This window comes from Falsirhodobacter sp. 20TX0035 (assembly GCF_028307215.1).
Lineage (GTDB): Bacteria > Pseudomonadota > Alphaproteobacteria > Rhodobacterales > Rhodobacteraceae > Falsirhodobacter.
In genome coordinates, this window is sequence record NZ_JAQMHV010000012.1 from 73,674 (window position 1) to 88,429 (window position 14,756).

Annotated in this window: 13 protein-coding genes; 2 read left to right on the top strand and 11 right to left on the bottom strand. The window is 66.1% G+C overall.

Features of this window, described 5'->3' with window-relative positions; all coding sequences use genetic code 11:
• Positions 1-2: 2 nt before the first annotated feature.
• The 8 genes from PIJ50_RS12830 to PIJ50_RS12865 all read right to left on the bottom strand — a co-directional run bounded on the left by PIJ50_RS12830 (position 3) and on the right by PIJ50_RS12865 (position 8,729).
• Positions 3-1,508, bottom strand: a complete 1,506-nt coding sequence (locus PIJ50_RS12830) for a tripartite tricarboxylate transporter permease (protein WP_271975832.1) — start codon at positions 1,506-1,508, stop codon at positions 3-5.
• Positions 1,509-1,511: 3 nt separating this feature from the next.
• Positions 1,512-1,976 (bottom strand): tripartite tricarboxylate transporter TctB family protein, encoded by a 465-nt coding sequence (locus PIJ50_RS12835; RefSeq protein WP_271975833.1) that lies wholly within the window; start codon positions 1,974-1,976, stop codon positions 1,512-1,514.
• Positions 1,977-2,022: 46 nt separating this feature from the next.
• Positions 2,023-2,991, bottom strand: a complete 969-nt coding sequence (locus tag PIJ50_RS12840) for a Bug family tripartite tricarboxylate transporter substrate binding protein (RefSeq protein ID WP_271975834.1) — start codon at positions 2,989-2,991, stop codon at positions 2,023-2,025.
• A gap of 150 nt (positions 2,992-3,141) precedes the next feature.
• Complete coding sequence (locus tag PIJ50_RS12845; protein ID WP_271975835.1) at positions 3,142-4,077, bottom strand: ABC transporter substrate-binding protein; 936 nt, start codon at positions 4,075-4,077, stop codon at positions 3,142-3,144.
• A 20-nt stretch (positions 4,078-4,097) separates the two neighbouring features.
• Entirely contained in the window at positions 4,098-5,096 is a 999-nt protein-coding gene (locus PIJ50_RS12850) for an ABC transporter permease (protein ID WP_271975836.1), read from the bottom strand.
• The gene (locus tag PIJ50_RS12855) at positions 5,093-6,583 is read right to left on the bottom strand and encodes a sugar ABC transporter ATP-binding protein (RefSeq protein WP_271975837.1); all 1,491 of its coding nucleotides are present in this window, start codon (positions 6,581-6,583) and stop codon (positions 5,093-5,095) included. Before PIJ50_RS12855 ends, PIJ50_RS12850 begins: the two co-directional genes overlap by 4 nt.
• Positions 6,580-7,677 (bottom strand): Gfo/Idh/MocA family protein, encoded by a 1,098-nt coding sequence (locus tag PIJ50_RS12860; RefSeq protein WP_271975838.1) that lies wholly within the window; start codon positions 7,675-7,677, stop codon positions 6,580-6,582. Before PIJ50_RS12860 ends, PIJ50_RS12855 begins: the two co-directional genes overlap by 4 nt.
• Positions 7,674-8,729, bottom strand: a complete 1,056-nt coding sequence (locus tag PIJ50_RS12865; protein ID WP_271975839.1) for a sugar phosphate isomerase/epimerase family protein — start codon at positions 8,727-8,729, stop codon at positions 7,674-7,676. Before PIJ50_RS12865 ends, PIJ50_RS12860 begins: the two co-directional genes overlap by 4 nt.
• 120 nt (positions 8,730-8,849) lie before the next feature.
• On the opposite strand from PIJ50_RS12865, the gene PIJ50_RS12870 reads away from it, so the two are divergent.
• Positions 8,850-9,854, top strand: coding sequence for a LacI family DNA-binding transcriptional regulator (locus tag PIJ50_RS12870; protein WP_271975840.1), 1,005 nt, complete (start codon positions 8,850-8,852; stop codon positions 9,852-9,854).
• A 17-nt stretch (positions 9,855-9,871) separates the two neighbouring features.
• On the opposite strand, the gene repC is transcribed toward PIJ50_RS12870, so the two are convergent.
• From repC to repA, 3 genes are all read right to left on the bottom strand, one after another.
• Entirely contained in the window at positions 9,872-10,990 is a 1,119-nt protein-coding gene (gene repC, locus PIJ50_RS12875) for a plasmid replication protein RepC (protein ID WP_271975841.1), read from the bottom strand.
• A 174-nt stretch (positions 10,991-11,164) separates the two neighbouring features.
• Positions 11,165-12,076, bottom strand: coding sequence for a plasmid partitioning protein RepB (gene repB, locus PIJ50_RS12880; protein ID WP_271975857.1), 912 nt, complete (start codon positions 12,074-12,076; stop codon positions 11,165-11,167).
• Positions 12,076-13,263: a plasmid partitioning protein RepA gene (gene repA, locus PIJ50_RS12885; protein ID WP_271975842.1), complete on the bottom strand. Its 1,188-nt coding sequence runs from the start codon at positions 13,261-13,263 to the stop codon at positions 12,076-12,078. Before repA ends, repB begins: the two co-directional genes overlap by 1 nt.
• A 252-nt stretch (positions 13,264-13,515) precedes the next feature.
• Here repA and PIJ50_RS12890 point away from each other — a divergent pair, with 252 nt between their 5' ends.
• On the top strand, positions 13,516-14,742 hold the full coding sequence (locus tag PIJ50_RS12890) for an ATP-binding protein (protein WP_271975843.1): 1,227 nt from the start codon (positions 13,516-13,518) through the stop codon (positions 14,740-14,742).
• The last annotated feature ends 14 nt before the right edge of the window (positions 14,743-14,756 follow it).

Sequence of the window (14,756 nt, forward strand, 5' to 3'; positions counted from 1 at the left end):
GTTCAATCCTCGTCCGTGAAGGCCTCCTCGCGCTTCTGGCGGACGGCGGGGGCCAGGATGCTGACGATCAGCAGCACGGCCAGCAGCAGAAGGATCGCGCTGATCGGGCGGGTGAAGAAGGTCGTGGCATCCCCGCGCGACACCAGCATGGACCGGCGCAGATGCTCCTCCAGCATGGGGCCAAGGACGAAGCCCAGAAGCAGGGGCGCGGGTTCGCAGTCCAGCTTGCGCAGAAGGTAGCCGGCAAAGCCGAAGCCCGCCATCAGCCAGATGTCGAAGGTGGCGTTGTTCAGGCTGTAGACGCCGATGGCGCAAAAGGCGACGATGGCCGGGAACAGGAAGCCGTAGGGGATGGAGATCATCTTCACCCACAGCCCGATCAGCGGCAGGTTCAGCACCAGCAGCATCAGGTTGCCGACCCACATCGACACGATCAGGCCCCAGAACAGCACCGGCTGCTCCTCGATCACCGAAGGCCCGGGCTGGATGCCCTGCATGATCAGCGCGCCGATCATCAGCGCCATCACGGGGTTCGACGGGATGCCCAGCGTCAGCATGGGGATGAACGAAGTCTGCGCGCCGGCGTTGTTCGCGGCCTCGGGGGCGGCCACGCCTTCGATGGCGCCCTTGCCGAAGCGTTCGGGGGTCTTGGAGGATTTCTTTTCCAGCGCATAGGCGGCAAAGGAGGCGAGCATCGCCCCGCCCCCCGGCAGGATGCCGAGGACGGAGCCGATCAGCGTGCCGCGCGTCACCGGCGCCACCATGCGCTTCAGATCGGCGCGGGTGGGCATCAGGCCGGTGACCTTGGACAGCGTGACGGAGCGGCCCTGCTCATTCTCAAGGTTGGAGAGGATCTCGCCCAGCCCGAAGACGCCCATGGCGACGATGACGAAGCTGATGCCGTCCGCCAGTTCGAACCGGCCGAAGGTGAAGCGCATCTCTCCGCTGTTGATGTCAGTACCGATCAGGCCCAGGATCAGGCCAAAGAGGACCATGCCCACGGCGTGCAGCAGCGATCCGCTGGCCAGCACGATGGACGCGACCAGGCCAAGGACCATGAGCGAGAAGTATTCGTGCGGCCCGAAGGTCAGCGCCACGGCCGACAGCGCAGGCGCGAAGAAGGCGATCAGCACCGTGGCCACGGTTCCGGCGGCGAAGGAGCCGATGGCCGCGGTGGCCAGCGCCGTGCCCGCCTGCCCGTTCCGCGCCATCTGGTAGCCATCGAGCGCGGTGACCACGCTCGACGATTCCCCCGGGAGGTTCACGAGGATGGCGGTGGTCGATCCGCCGTATTGCGCGCCATAGAAGATGCCTGCGAGCATGATCAGCGCGGTTTCGGGCGGCAGGCCGAAGGTCACGGGCAGCAGCATGGCGATGGTGGCGGTCGGCCCCAGCCCCGGCAGCACGCCGATGGCGGTGCCTAGGAACACGCCCAGAAGGCAATACAGCAGGTTCCAGACGGAGAACGCGGTTTGCGCCCCCAGCCAGAGGTCGGACAGGATGTCCATGGTTCAGCCTCCGAACAACGTGCCGAACATCGGCATTGGAACACCCAGACCCTTGATGAAGACCAGCGCGCAGAAGGCCGTCAGGCCCGCGGTCGCGGCCAGTGTCTCAAGGTTCAGGCGGAAGGTGCGGCTGCCCGCGGCCGCGATCAGGATGCAGATGGGCAGCGCCACGACCAGCCCCAGCCATTCCAGCGTGGCGGCAAAGAAGCAGGTGGCGCCGATCACGAACAGCGCGGGGCGCAGGTGGATACGCTCCACCCATTCCCCCGGGCGGAGGAACGAGCGGGCGAGCGAGACGAGGCCAATCACGATCAGGAGCCCGCTGAGGACGATGGGGAAATACCCCGCCCCCATGCGCGCGCTGCTGCCCATTGGCAGGTCGCGCGCCAGCAGGATGGTGGCGCCCCCCAGGGCGACATACACGGCCCCGGCCCAGAAATCCTTGGTGCGGTGGCTGTGCATGGCCATCGTCTCCTTGGCGAAGTGTGGTGGCGGCGCCCGAAGGCGCGCGCGCTCAGTTTTCGGGGGTGATGTTGCCGGCCTTGATCACCTCGCCCCAGCGGGCGATCTCGTCGGCGACAAAGGCGTCGGCTTCGGCGGGCGTGTTGGCCAGAACCTCGAAGCCCATCTTGGCCATCTGCTCTTCCATCTGCGGGGTCTTCAACGCGGTGGTGATGTCCTCGACCAGCGTGGCCTTCACCTCGGCCGGAAGGCCCTTGGGGGCCGCGAAGGCCTGCCAGGAATAGACGGTCATCCCCTCGATCCCCAGTTCCTTGAATGTGGGCACATCGGGGAATTCCGGCGAGCGTTCGTCCGCGGCCACGGCCAGCATCTTCATCTTGCCGTCCTTCACGAAGGCGGCGATGGCGCCCAGGTTCTGGAACGAGGCGTCGGCATGGCCGCCCATCAGGTCGGTCTGGGCCGGCCCGCCGCCCTTGTAGGGGACGTGGATGCCGGTGGTGCCGGTCTGCTGCCAGAAGAGTTCGGCCGTCAGGTGGTCCGACGAACCCACGCCCGAGGAGGCGAAGAGCATCGTGTCGGGTTCGGCCTTCAGTTCGGCGACCAGTTCCTCGACGGTGTTCGCCTCAAGGTCCGGGCGGGTCACCAGCACGTTGGGGGTGCGGACGGCGATCGTCAGCATCTCCAGATCTTCGCGCGGGTCGTATTGCAGGTCGGGTTGCAGCGCGGGGTTGATCCCGAAGGTGCCGATGGACGCGGCCATGATCGTGTAGCCGTCGGGCTTGGCCCGGGCCAGCTGGGCCGCCCCCACAGCGCCGTTCGCGCCGGGCTTGTTTTCCACCACCAGCGGGGTGGCGAAGTCGGGCTGCATGATCTGGGTGGTCAGCCGGCCGATCGTGTCGCTGGCCCCGCCGGGGGCGAAGGGCACGATGACCGTGACGGGCTTCGCGGGATAGTCCTGCGCGACGGCGGGCGTGCACAGGACGGCGGCCAAGCCAAGGGCCCCGATGACGACGTTTCTCATGATATCCTCCTGAAGGCAGCCTCCCCGCCGCCTGATGCATACGCATGCATCATTAACCCGAGGCGGGGCGCCGCTGTCAACGAAAATCCTGTGACGGGATGCAAAAGGGCCCGGCGGATGGCCGGGCCCTTTGCGGTTCGGGGCGCCCGATCAGAAGGGGCTGTCCTCGAAGTAGTAGCTTTCGGCGTTGTCCGGCGTGATCAGTTCGGACCCGATGATGAAGCGGCCCGTGACCGGCGCGGGCGAGGTGAAGCGCATGGCCGTCAGCTCGATCGCGGTGGCGATCATTGCGGGGGGATAGGTCACGTCCACCGGCAGCATCTTGTCGTTGTCGCGGATGCGGGCCACGATTTCCTTCATGCCGGCGCCGCCCACGACCCACATCTCGTCCGACCGGCCGGCCTGTTCGATGGCCTGCAGCGCGCCCGTCGCCATGTCGTCATCGGCGGCCCAGACGGCGTCGATCTCGGGGAAGCGGGACAGGTAGTCCTGCATCACCGTGAAGGAGGTGTCGCGGTTCCAGTTGCCGTGCTCCATCCCCAGCACCTCGATGCCGGAGCCTTCGAGGGCGGCGTTGAAGGCCTCCACCCGCTCGTTGTCCACGGTGGAGGCGATACCGCGCAGGACGACGATCTTGGCGCCGTCCTCAAGGTTTTCGGCGAAGTATTCACCGGCGACGCGGCCGAAGCCCACGTTGTCGCCCGCGACATACAGATCCTCGATCCCGTCCTGCGACAGGCCGCGGTCCACCACCGTCACGAATGTGCCGCTGTCGGCCACACGGGCCACGGGGGCGGTCAGCGGTTCGGACTCGAAGGGCAGCACGACCAGCGCGTCGATGTTGCGCGTGGCGACCATGTCCTCGATGTCGGACACCTGTTTCGCAGGGTCGGACGCTGTGGCCAGCACGAAGTCGAGGTCGGGGAACTGTTCCTCAAGACGCGCGACCGAGGCTTGGGCGTGATAGTTCAGGCCCCCGGCCCAGCCATGCGTGGCGGCGGGGATGGAGATGCCGATGGTTTCGGCGCCGGCTGGCACGGCCAGTGCCAGAAGGGCCGTCGTGGTCAGGATCGCGCGGATGGTCATGGTTTCCTCCCTATGACGTTTCAGTGGGCCTTCAGGCCGCCCCGTTGCAGGACGACGGCCAGAATGATGATGACCCCCTGGATCGCGCCGTTCAGGTAGGGCGAGACGAGGTCGGTCAGGTTCAGGATGTTGCCGATGAAGCCGAGGATCAGGACGCCCACCACCGTGCCCCAGACGCGGCCGAAGCCGCCCTTCAGCATGGTGCCGCCGATGATGACGGCGGCGATGGCCTCCAGTTCCCACAGCACCCCGGTCGCGGCGGAGGCGGAGCCGAGGCGCGGGACATACATCACGGTTGCAACGCCCACGAGGATGCCGAGAAGGACATAGGTCGCCATGCGCACCCGCATCACGTTCACGGCCGAATACTTCGCCACCTGTTCGTTCGATCCGATGGCCGCGCAGTGGCGGCCGAAGCGGGTGTGGCGCATCACGATCTCTCCGCCGATCGCGACCAGCGCGAAGACGAGGATGGGCCAGCTGATGCCCAGGATCCCCCCATAGTAGACGGGGCGATAGACGCCCGAGAGTTCGTAGTTCAGCGACAGCGTGCCCCCGTCCGCCAGCCAAGTGATGAGCGAGCGGTAGATGCCCATGGTGCCCAGCGTGACGATGAACGCCTCGATCCGGCCGCGGGTGATCAGAAGGCCGTTGATCGCGCCGCCGAAGAGGCCGGTGAGAAGGCCCACGAGGATGCCCACGAGGATCACCCCGACGCCGAGGCCCATCGTCGGCAAAAGCGCGTTCATCGTCAGGATCATGACGCCGGCCACGAAGGCCGCCATCGATCCCACCGACAGGTCCAGCCCGCCCGACGTGATGACGAAGGTCATGCCCACCGCGATGATGCCGATGAAGGCCGACCGCGCCAGCACGTTCGTAAGGTTGCCGTAGCTGAGGAAGTTGTCGTTCAACGCCATCCCGATCAGCAGCAGGACGACCAGTGCGGCCAGTGGCCCGATGGCGTGAAGGTTGACGCGGCGGCGCGGGGCCGCCTTGCGCGTGTCGACGGTGGTCATGCGGCCTCTCCCTGAAGGCCCATCGCCATGCGGACGATGGACTGTTCGTTCACATCCGCACCGGACACCTGCCCCGCGACCCGGCCCGCCTGCATGACGATCACGCGGTCGCACAGCCCGATCACCTCGGGCAGTTCGGAGGAGATAACGATCACGCTCAGCCCCTCGGCGGCGAGACGGTGGATGAAACGGTAGATCTGTTGCTTGGTGCCGATGTCGATGCCGCGCGTGGGTTCGTCGATGATGACGATGCGCGGCTCGGTCAGCATGGTCTTGGCCAGCAGAAGCTTCTGCTGGTTGCCGCCCGACAGGTTTCCCGCCAGCACGTCGCGGTGCGGGATGCGGATGTCCCAGTCGGCGATGGCGCGGTCCAGCGCCGCCTCCTCGGCCTTCCGGTCGATCAGCCCGTGCGAGAAGCGGTCGAGCGACAGGAGCGTCAGGTTCTCGCGCAGCGACTTGTTCAGCAGAAGGCCGCATTCCTTGCGATCCTCCGTCAGGTAGACGAGGCCCTGGTCCAGCGCGCCGCGCATGTCCTCGGGCGTCAGCGTCGCGCCGTTCACGGTCACGATGCCGTCGCGGGGGCGCAGGCCGGCGATGGCCTCCATCAGTTCCGTCCGGCCCGATCCGACAAGGCCCGCGAAGCCGAGGATCTCGCCCTGCCGCAGCTCGAAGCTGGCCTCGGTCACGAAGCGGGGGACGCAGATGTTCTCGGCCGACAGGATGACCCCCTCCCCTCCCCTCCGCTTGGGCGGATACAGGTCGGACAGGTCGCGGCCCACCATGGCGCTGGCCATCTTGTCCTCGGTCATGCCGTTCGCGGGGCCGGACTGCACGCGGGTGCCGTCGCGCAGGATCGTCACGCGGTCGGCCAGACGCCGCACCTCCGGCAGCTTGTGCGAGGTGTAGAGGATCGCGACCCCTTCCGCCTTCAGCCGTTCGACCTGTTCGAACAGCACGCCAGTTTCCCGGTCGGTCAGCACGGCAGTGGGTTCGTCCATGATCAGGACGCGGGCGCGGCGGGACAGGGCCTTCGCGATCTCCACCATCTGGCGGTCGGGGACGGAGATGTCGGCGATCCGCGCGTCGGGCGAGGCGTGGCAGTGCAGCCGGTCCAGAAGCGCCTGCGTCTGCGCCCGCATCCCCTTGTGATCCAGAAACAGGCCGCGCCGCAGTTCGCGCCCGAGGAAGACGTTCTGCGTGACGGTCAGGTGGGCCGCGAGGTTGAACTCCTGATGGATCATCACGATGCCCGCCGCCTCGGCCTCGGCCGCACTTGTCAGGGTGACGGGCTGGCCGTCGATGCGCACCGTGCCGGAGGTGGGGGGCAGGAAGCCCGCCATGATCTTCATGGTGGTGGATTTGCCCGCGCCATTCTCGCCGATCAGGGCGTGCACCTCGCCCGCGTGAAGGTCGATGTCCAGACCGTGCAGCACCTCCACAGGCCCGAAGCTGCGGGTGACGGCGGAGAGGGACAGGATGGGAGTCATGGCGACACCCATGCGCCATTCTTCGCCGAGGATCGGAGGCAGGCGTCGATGAAGGCCATCCCGCCCAGGCCGTCGGCGATGCCGGGAACGGTCGCAGCCTCGCCCCGGATGGCGCGAGCGGCTTCGGCATAGATGTTCGCGAAGGCCTCGATATATCCCTCCGGATGGCCAGCCGGCACGCGGGAGACGTGGCGGGCGGCGTCCAATGCCCCCGGGCCGTTCTGCGTTAGGATCTGGCGGGGCTGGCCGAAGCGGGTGAAGGTGAGTTGGGTCGCCGTATCTTGGGACCAGTCCAGCCCGCCCTTGTCGCCGAAGACGCGGAGGCGGACGGCGTTGTCATGCCCCGGCGCCACCTGGCTGGCCCAGAGCGACCCGCGCGCCCCGCCCCGGAAGCGCAGCATCGCCTGCACGTTGTCGTCCACCCGCCGCCCCGGCACGAAGGAGGAAAGTTCCGCCGACAGCGCCTCCACCTCCAGCCCCGTGACGAAGGTCGCCAGATGCCAGGCATGGGTGCCGATGTCGCCCACGGCCCCTGCCCCGGACCGCGCGGGGTCCGTCCGCCAGTCGGCCTGTTTCGAGGCTGTGTCTTCGGTCAGCCAGTCCTGCGCATATTCCACCTGCACCACGCGGATCGTCCCGACCTCTCCCGCCGCGACCATCGCCTGGGCCTGCCGGACCATGGCATAGCCGGAATAGGTGTGGGTCAGGAAAAAGCGGGCGGAGGATGCCGCGCAGGCGGCCGCCAGATCGCGCGCGTCTTCCTGCGTGGCGGTCAGGGGCTTGTCGCAGATGACATGGATGCCCTGTTCCAGAAAGGCGCGGGCGGGTGCGGAGTGCAGGTGGTTCGGGGTGACGATGGCCACAGCCTCGATCCCGTCGGGACGGGCGGCTTCGGCCCGCGCCATTTCGGCAAAGTCGGTGTAGATGCGGGGCAGGCCCAGATCCTTTCCCGAGCGTTGCGCGCGTTCAGGGTCCGACGACAGCGCCCCCGCCACCAGTTCGAAATGCCCGTCCAGCCGCGCGGCCATGCGGTGGACGTTGCCGATGAAGGCCCCGCTGCCGCCGCCGACCATCCCCAGACGCAGCGCCCTCATCGGTCCAGCCCCAGCATGCGGCGGTTGGCCTGCGCGTCCGTGCCCGCCGCCGCGAAGTCGTCGAAGGCGTGGGGGGTGACGCGGATGATGTGGTCCCTCACGAACTGCGCCCCTTCCCGCGCCCCGTCTTCGGGATGTTTCAGGGCGCATTCCCATTCGACCACCGCCCAGCCGTCGAAGCCCTGCGCCGTCAGCTTCGAAAAGATGGCGCCGAAATCCACCTGACCGTCGCCGGGGCTGCGGAACCGGCCCGCCCGATCCACCCACGACTGGAACCCACCATACACGCCCTGTCGGCCCGTCGGGTTGAATTCGGCGTCCTTCACATGGAACATGCCGATACGATCCGCGTAAATATCGAGATTTGCAAGATAATCCAGCCCCTGAAGCACGTAATGGGACGGATCGTAGAGCATCTTGGCCCGCGGATGCTGGTTCACCCGGTCCAGGAACATCTCGAAGCTGACGCCGTCGTGCAGATCCTCGCCCGGATGGATTTCGAAGCAGACGTCGACGCCGCAATCCTCGGCGTGGTCCAGGATCGGGTGCCAGCGGCGGGCCAGTTCATCGAAGGCAGTTTCGATCAGGCCGGGCGGGCGCTGCGGCCAAGGGTAGATGTAGGGCCAGGCGAGCGAGCCGGAGAAGGTGGCCATCGCCGTCAGCCCGAGGTTGCGGGAGGCCGACAGCGTCTTCTTCACCTGATCGACCGCCCAATCGGTCCGGGCCCTCGGGTTGCCCCGGACCTGCGGCGCGGCAAAGGCGTCGAACGCCTCGTCATAGGCGGGATGCACGGCGACCAGCTGACCCTGGATGTGGCTGGACAGCTCGGTGATGACGATCCCCTGCCCGGCCCGCGCCATCAGGTCGTCGCAATAGGCGGTGGAGCTTGCGGCCAGATCCAGATCCAGCAACCGCGCGTCACTGGTCGGAACCTGCACGCCCGAATACCCGCAGTCGGCCGCCCATGTCGTTATGCCCGTCCAACTGTCGAACGGGGCGTTTCCACCCACGAACTGGGCCAGAAACAGGCCGGGGCCCTTGATCGTCTTCATCGCTCCTCCCACCCCGATCCCGCGAAATGTAATCGGTTGCATAAAGCGTGGCACAGCGTCATTCACTTTACAAGAAGATCGTGTTCCGCCAATGCCGGCGGGTCATGAAAGGACCGCCCCATGAAGAATGACAACGCGCCGCGCGTGCAAGACATCGCCCGGATGGCCAATGTCTCCACCGCGACGGTGAGCCGTGCGCTGTCGCGTCCCGACCTCGTGTCGGAGGCGACGCGCGACGCGGTGCTGAAGGCGGTGGCCGAGGCCGGATACACGGTGAACGTGGCGGCGCGGAACCTCCGGCGCCAGCGCACGGGCAGCGTGCTGGCGCTGGTGCCCAACTTGGCGAACCCGTTCTTTTCGAAGATCATCGCGGGCATCAACTCCGTCCTGCGGACGCGCGGGCTGACGCTGCTGGTGGCCGACACCGAAGGCGGTCCCGAGGTGCACGCGCAGATGGCCACGCTGGCGCATCGGTCACGGGCGGATGGGCTGATCGTGCTGGACGGTTGCCTTCCAGCCGGGATCCTTGACCATCCGGCCTGCCCGCCCGTGGTTCAGGCCTGCGAGTGGATCGATGGATTGCCGGGGCCCCGTGTGATGGCGGACAATCGCGACGGTGGCGTTTTGGCGGCGCGCCATCTGATTGACCTTGGTCATCGCCGGATCGCCCAGCTGACAGGTCCGGCGAACAACCCGCTGACGATCGAGCGGAGTCGTGGGGTGCGTGAGGTTTTGGCGGAAGCCGGGATCGAGGGGCGCACGGACTGGATTCTGGAGGGCGCGTTCTCCCTCTCCTCCGGCCAGCAGGCCGCGCGTGAAATTCTGGCGATGGCGGATCGGCCCGACGCTGTCCTGTGCCACAATGACGAAATGGCTTGCGGTCTGATGGGCGAGTTGCAGCGCACCGGGTTGGATGTGCCTCGCGACATGTCCGTGATCGGCTTCGACAACATCGATATGGCGGCGCATGTCACGCCCGGCCTGACGACGGTGGAGCAGCATCGCACCGCCTTGGGCGTTTGCGCAGCCGAGGTGCTTCTGGATCTGCTGGATGGGGCAAGCCCCCCGCCTGTTACCGTGTTGCCGGTCGGCTTGCTGGTGCGGGGCAGCACGTTGGCCCGCTGAGGAGAAGTTGACAGCTGTCAACTCGCCACCTCTGCGCCTTTTGCGATCAAGGCGCGGACCATGCTCCCGGCGTCGAAGCTACCCGATCTTGCTTTGGCCGTCAGCGTGCGCAGATATGCCCCGGGTTTCGCAATCCGGCCGAATCTTTGCAGGATGCAGAGCACCGCTGTCGCGGCTTGGCTTGGCCCCATCACCCGTTCCGCCTGATGCCAGACCTCCGCCGTTATGCCCATCATGGAACAAAGCGATTGGGCCGTTGCCACCATTCCCCGCCAGGTCGTGATCGGCATTTCCGCGTAATCCCGGCTGTCGGGGCAGGCGGACAGGATTTGGTCCAGGTGCAACGGGCTGGATGTGGCACTCTCTGTGCAAGGTTCAGATTCAGGAAGGATTATGTTTGATTTCTGTGTGTGCCGCTCATTCTGGCTGTCATTGGCGCCCGAAAGTGTTGCGTCGCGGGGTAGGCCAGTCTGTGCTTGATGGGCCAGATGGGCGGCTTCCATCGACAGATCGCGCATCTCGGGCAGGGAGAGTTTGCGACGCAGGCGGCGATGAAGGTCCAGAGCCTCCGGTGAAAGGCGGTCCTTGCCGAAGATGTGTGTGACGTCGCGCAGGTGCAGAACAGCGGTTTCCCGCAGAAGGCGAAGTTCCTCGGCCTCCTCCTGGGCTTGTTGTGCCGCGGCGGCGATGTCTTCAAACCGGACGAGCAGTGGTCGCAGGTCGAAGCCGAAAATGCGCGACAGGTTGCCACTGGCGTCACGCCGGGCAAAGCGTTTGCCGTTGGGGCTGTCGTGGCGAAGGATCAGTCTGGCCGCCACCAAGGCCGCAAGATGGCGCCGCAGCGTGCTTTCCGGCATGCCGTGCAGCCGCTCCGCCAGCTTCGCGTTGGAGGGGAAGACGATGGTGGGCCCGTCGGCCGCCATTTCGGGCGTCGGCAGGAAGGACAGCAGCGCCTGAAGCACGTGCAGGTCCCGGTCGCTGACACCGAAGCTTTTTCGGGCAATCCCGAGGTCGCGCAACAGCGCCCATTTGTCGACCGAAACGGCGGGGCAGGGGGCATCGGCCAGCGTGCGATGTGCCGAAAGGGCAGCCACAGCCGGACGCCGCCCGAAAGGCGTCGTGGAAATATGCTTCATCTGCGATCACGAAGATGCAAAATTCAGTCCGTCGGACAGACGGGTGTTGACAGCTGTCAACTTTTGCCGTTACGTGCGAGTGCTTAGATCGACGAAACGGCCTCTCGGGATGTCATGTCCTGGGGGGCTTTTCTTTTGCGCTCTCTGGTCGTGCCTCCTGTGTTGGTGTTGCGGTCATTCGCCCCGGCTGGACAGCCAGTCGCGGTGAATTCGGTCCATGTTCGCGACAAGCCAGTCGTCAAAGCCGTCTGCCTTGTCGCGCGCGATGTTCAACGTGGTCGTCTTGGCCCCGCGCAGGACGTCCCCCAGAGGGGCGCCATCAGCGCCGGCCAGAACGGGACGTTTTGCAGGTTTCGGTGGGGTGCTGACATGGGCCAGAACCGCCTCGAACCGAGCGTCGGAGGCATCTCCCTTCGCTGCCGCCACAAGGGGCTGCACCTCTTGATCCTTGATGCGGTTGGCCAGCGTCAGCCACCGGTCGCGGCCGATGCCGGGGGCCGCGCCGATCGCGGTCAGAAGGGCAGGGGGGATGGCGTCCGCGATCGACAACATGCGTGAAATCAATGTCTTGTCGATCTGAAGCGCGTCGCAGATCACCTTGCGGTCGAACCCGCTGTCGCGCATGTGCCGGGCGAAGTTCGCCTTCTCGATGAAGGACAGGTCCTTGCGGGCCGTGTTCTCCTGCCCCTGCGCCACGATCAGGTCGCGGTCGTTCAGCTCCCTCACCATGGCCTTGACGGGCTGGTTCAGCAGCTTCATCGCGGCCACCCGGCGGCGGCCATATACGATCTCGTACCGGCCTTCGATATTGAGGGAGTGGCGCAAAAGCACGGGGACCTGCTGGCCATAGTCGCGCATCGATTCCGCCAGAAGCGCGATGCCGTCCGGATCTTCATCCAGACGATCGCGCAGGCCGGCATGGTCGATCATGTCGACCGGAACCTCGATCACCGACCGGTTGCGCAGATCCGCAATGGACTGGCTGACGGCGCCGATCGCCCCTTTCGTCACCCGCGGCTGCGCCGACAGGGCAGGGGGGGTGGCCGAGGGGGTCAGAAGACCCTTCAGAAGATCCTTGCGCGCCATCATGTCACCCCTTTCCGGCCCCAGGCCTGCTGGATCAGCGCCTCGATCTCTCCATTCACCGCGTTCAGGCTTTCCATCGCGCGTTCATAGGTCGACCGCGTGAACTGGCCCCGCTCCACCTCGTACAGGGTCTGCTTGGTGATGCCCGCGTCCGAGATGGCGGTGGATTTCAGCACCGGATGGTTCAGCACATGCTCGCCGAACATCGACCGCATGAAGGACACCATCTGGTTCTGCGGCCCGTCGCCCGGCTCGTACCGTGTCACCACGTAGCGCAGCCAGTCATAGCTCATGTTGCCCCCCGCCTCGGCCACGACGCCAAGGAGGTTGGAGGTCATCAGAAGGAACTGGCACATCGACATCACGTCCAGCATCTGCGGATGCACGGTGACAAGCACCGCCGTGGCGGCCGAAAGCGCGGACATGGTCAGATACCCCAACTGCGGCGGGCAGTCGATCACGACGACGTCGTAGTCCTCCTCCACCTCGGCCAGCTTGTCGCCAACGCGGGTGAAGAAGAACTGAGCGGACCGTTCGGCCAGCGCCCGTGGGGTTTCGTGCTCGAACTCCATCAGGTCAAGGTTGCCGGGGATGATGTCGAGCCCCGGGAAGTAGCTTTTGCGAATCACGTCGCGCAGGGGCAGCGGGTCTTCGTAGCGGATCGCATCGTAGAGGGTGCCGCCATCGATCAGGTCGAATTCCGGCTGGAATCCATGCAGGGCCGAAAAGCTGGCCTGCGGATCCAGATCCACCGCCAGCACCCGGTAGCCGTCCAGCGCCAGCTTTTGCGCCAGATGCGCCGCGGTCGTGGTCTTGCCCGAGCCGCCCTTGAAGTTGATGACGGTGATGACTTGAAGATGATCGCCGTTGCGCCGCCCGGGAATGTAGGTTCCGGGGGTTTTCGTCCCCTTTTCAAGAAGTTGACGCAGCTCCTGCACGTCGGACAGGCTGTAGTAGCGCCGCCCGCCGGCCCGCGTCTCGGGGCTGGGACCGCGGCCGTCCAGATGCAGCTTGCGCAGATAGGCGTCCTTGACGCCCAGAAGATCCGCGACCTCGCCGCTGGTGAACTTCCGCAACTCCTTGCTGGCGTCCGGGGGGAAAAGCTGTTCACGATGCGCCTGAAGCCGTTCGGACAGCCGCTGGGCGTGTTCCCCCACCAGAACGTCGATTCGTTCCTGACGCTTCATCTTCGCCCCTTGTGGTTCAGCGTGTGTTACGCTTGAACTCGTGATATCTGCTTGTTGCCGTAAGTGAATGGTGGAGAATTCGGATTCGGGCAAGGGCTTTTTCACGTTCCGGTGTGGGAAACGCGCAAGAGGGGGGAGTTTGCAAACTGCCCCTGAGATCGGCCGTCCTTCGGATTTCAATCGGACGGTGTTTGACTTTCAAATGGACGATACCTTAATTTCAAACAGCCGCCCTGCCTGAAAGGTTCTGCCATGTACCGACGCCACGCCGCCCTCCGCATCGCCGAGGCTCTGAAGGACACGCGCGTCGTCCTGATCTCGGGCCCGCGCCAGTCGGGCAAGACGACGCTGGCCGAAGCGCTGGCGGCCGAAGGGTGGCGCTTCTTCACGCTGGACGATCCCACCACGCTGGAGGCCGCCCGCGCCGATCCCGCGGGCTTCCTGCGCGGTGTGGACCGGGCCGTCATCGACGAGGTGCAGCGGACCCCTGGCCTTCTTCTGGCCATCAAGACCGAGGTGGACCGCGACCGCCGCCCCGGCCGCTTCCTCCTGACCGGATCGGCCAACCTGATGACGCTGCCGAAGGTGGCGGATTCGCTGGCCGGACGGATGGAGACGATCCCTCTCCTGCCCCTGTCGCGGGGCGAGATCCTGGGCCGGAAGTCCAGCTTCCTCGACAACCTGCTGGCGGGCCGCCCCGCCACGGTGGGCGACCTGATCCTCGGCCCCGACATGGTGGAGATGGTGCTTTGCGGCGGCTATCCCGAGGCGGTGGCGCGTCCGCGCTGGACCCGACGGCAGGACTGGTACCTGAACTATGTCGACGCCCTTGTGCAGCGCGACGTGCGCGACATCGCCGACATTGGCAAGCTGGGCCTTCTGCCGCGCCTGTTGCGGATGATGGCCGAACATTCGGGCCAGTTGGTGAACGCCTCCGCGCTTGGCGCGCAGGTGGACCTGAACCACGTCACCACCCTGAAATACATGCGCCTGTTCGAAAGCCTGTTCCTTGTGGACACCTTGCCGCCTTGGTTCAACAACCGCATCAAGCGGCTGGTGAAGTCGCCGAAGCTGCATTTCCTGGACTCAGGTCTCTTGGCGGCGCTGCGCGACCTGTCGCCCGACCGCGCGGCGCAGGACCGGCCCGCCTTCGGCGCCGTGCTGGAAACCTTTATCTATGCCGAGTTGCGCAAGATCGCGACATGGAGCGAGGAACGCCCCGCCTTCAGCCACTTCCGCGACAAGGACCAGACCGAGGTCGACATCGTTCTGGAAACCCGCCGCGGCACCGTGGCGGGGGTGGAGATCAAGGCCTCGGCCACCGTGCGGGCCGAGGATTTCAAGGGCTTGCGCAAGCTCGCCATCGCGCTGGAGGATCGCTTCGTGCAAGGCGTGGTGCTGTATGACGGCGACCGCGTGGTGCCGTTCGGCGAAAAGCTGTTCGCGGTGCCCTTGTCGAGCCTGTGGTCGGACGGCTGACGCCCGACCAGCAT